3 protein-coding genes are annotated in these 2615 nt (G+C 73.0%); 1 reads left to right on the forward strand and 2 read right to left on the reverse strand.

Features of this window, described 5'->3' with window-relative positions; genetic code table 11:
• Window positions 1-781 (reverse strand): methyltransferase (locus tag OEY_RS0105420; RefSeq protein WP_010592895.1); only part of this gene is annotated, 781 nt, incomplete at its 3' end.
• Window positions 775-1134, reverse strand: coding sequence for a hypothetical protein (locus tag OEY_RS0105425; RefSeq protein WP_010592896.1), 360 nt, complete (start codon window positions 1132-1134; stop codon window positions 775-777). The genes OEY_RS0105420 and OEY_RS0105425, both read right to left, overlap by 7 nt.
• Before the next feature lie 161 nt (window positions 1135-1295).
• Here OEY_RS0105425 and OEY_RS0105430 point away from each other — a divergent pair.
• Window positions 1296-2615, forward strand: a 1320-nt coding sequence (locus tag OEY_RS0105430) for a serine/threonine-protein kinase (protein ID WP_010592897.1), incomplete at its 3' end; no start/stop codon positions are given.

Here is a 2615-nt window from a genome sequence, read left to right on the forward strand (position 1 = left end):
TGGCGGTCACCCGCAGGCCGGGAAGCTGCCGGGCCGCGGCGACGGCCAGGATGCCGGTGCCGCAGCCGAGGTCGACGGCGGTCCTCGCGTCGCGCGGCAACCGGGGCACGAAGCCCAGCAGGAACCGGGTGCCGATGTCCAGGCGGGGGCCGGCGAACGCCGCCCCGTGCGCGACGACGGTCAGCCCGGCCTCGGGCACCGTGCCGGTCACCGGGTAGGTCGGCTCGGTCGCGATCGGGCCGCGGGCGGTGAGCACCCGCGACTTCTGCCGGCCGCGGGAGGCGCGTACCTCCGTGAAGCACCGGGCCAGTACCTCGTTCATCGCGGGCGTGATGTGCTTGTCGCGGCCCCCGGCGAACACCGTCACACCGGGATCGGCATACCGGGCGGCGGCCTCGGCGATCTCGGTGAGCGCGGCGAGCGACCTCGGCAACTGCAGCAGCACCACCCGGGCACCGGCGAGCAGGTCGCTGCCGAGGTCGTGCGTGGTGTAGCGATCGGTCAGTCCTTCGCGGGCGGCGTTCGCGGCCAGGGCCCGCTCCCCCACCACCGAGTCCTGGTGAACCCGGATCCCCGAAGCGGAGTGCCGCACAGCGACGCCGAGCGTGAGCGCCCCGTAGTGGTCGTCGATCACTGCGACGGTCCCGGCCGGCGCCGCCGCGAGCGCGGCACCGGCCTCGTCGAGAATCAACCGGTCGGCGGCGTCGACGGCGACCAGGTTGGGCGCCTCCACGTCGGGGAGGCGCCGCAACCGGGCGAACAGCTCGTCGCCGGTCAGCACTGCCCCTTGCCGGCGTTCTCGATGGCACGCAGGGTGTCGGCCTGCTGCTCCTCGCTCAGCTCCGCCCACGCCGGCAGCGACTTCTGCGCGTCGGCGACGGAGGCAGCAGCCTGGGTGCGGTCCTGTCCCCAGGATTCGAGCTGGTCGAAGTACGGCACGAGGGCGCCGCAGATCTCGTCGTAGCTCTGGCCCAGCTCGATGCCCGTGCTTCCGGTGACCTGGCTCGTGCTCGGCGCGGCGGTGGTGGACTCGGTGGTCCCCTCGGCTGCGGAGCCGGAGTCACCGGACGAGCCGCAGGCCGCCGCGAGCAGCACCGCACCCGTACCGAACAGCGCCGCGAGAGTCTTCTTCATCGTTTCCCAATTCCGATCGCAGTGTCGTTTCCCGGAAGATCCGGCCGTCGTTGCCGGGAGCCCCGGCCGGACAACGGTAATGGAGAACCGGCGATCCATCCGTGTCGTGCCCGCCACACCCGGGACTATCCTGGAGGAATCCACATGAGGTGAGTGCCCCGATGGCAGAGAACGATCCCCTCGCCACCCAGCGAGCCACGGTCTCCCACGTCGCCGCGGCGGAGGACGAGACCGTCGAGGATCTGCGCCTCGCGGGGTTCGCCGACGCAACCGAGATCGGCCGTGGTGGCTTCGGGGTGGTGTACCGGTGCCGGGAGACGGCGCTCGAGCGCACCGTCGCGGTGAAGGTGCTCACCGCCCCGCTCGACGCCGACAACCTCGACCGATTCCTCCGCGAGCAGCGCGCGATGGGCAGGCTCTCCGGGCATCCGCACATCGTCACCGTCCTGCAGGTCGGCACCACCGGCAGTGGCCGGCCCTACCTGGTCATGCACTACCACCCCCACGACTCGCTCGAGGCGCGCATCCGCCGCTACGGGCCGCTGCCGTGGCCGGACGTGCTGCGCATCGGCGTCAAGCTCGCCGGGGCGCTCGAGACGGCGCACCGGGCCGACGTGCTGCACCGCGACGTCAAGCCCGCGAACATCCTGCTCACCCAGTACGGCGAACCGCAGCTCACCGACTTCGGCATCGCCCGCATCGCGGACGGCTTCCGCACCTCGTCCGGGGCGATCACGGGCTCCCCCGCCTTCACCGCGCCGGAGATCCTGGCCGGGTCGCCGCCGACCCCGGCCGCCGACGTTTACGGTCTGGCCGCCACCCTGTTCTGCGCGCTGACCGGGCATGCAGCGTTCGAGCGGCGCCGCGGGGAGCAGGTGGTCACGCAGTTCCTGCGGATCACCACCGAACCGGTCCCGGATCTGCGGGGCACCGGCGTCCCCGAGGAGGTGTGCTCCGCCCTGGAACGCGGCATGGCCACCGATCCGGAGGCCCGTCCGCAGTCCGCCGCGGAGTTCGGCGAGTTGCTGCAGCGGGCACAGGACCGCGGCGGCTGCGACGTGGACGAGATGGCACTGCCCGTGGACCCGGACGGACTCGGACCGCTGCCCGTCCCGGGAACCACGCACACCACCGGACCCCACCTCACGCCCACCGCGATCACCACGCCGCCGGTGCCGGTGACCCGGTTCCGGCCGCACGCCGCCAGCCGACCGCTGGTCCAGCGCATCCACCTCATCGACCGGCTGCGCCGCGCCCGGCGTCGCCGGCTCGTCGCGATCCACGCCCCGACCGGGTTCGGGAAGTCGACGCTGGCCGCTCAGTGGCGGGAGGTCCTCACCGCCGAGGGCGTCGCGGTGGCCTGGCTCGCGGTCGACCGGGACGACAACGACGTGGTGTGGTTCCTCACTCATCTGATCGAGGCGTTCCGGCAGGTGCGTCCGCAGTTCGCCCGCCAGCTGCGGCAGGGGGCCGGGGGCCCC

This window comes from Rhodococcus sp. P14, assembly GCF_000256505.1.
In the GTDB taxonomy this organism is placed as follows: domain Bacteria; phylum Actinomycetota; class Actinomycetes; order Mycobacteriales; family Mycobacteriaceae; genus Rhodococcus; species Rhodococcus ruber.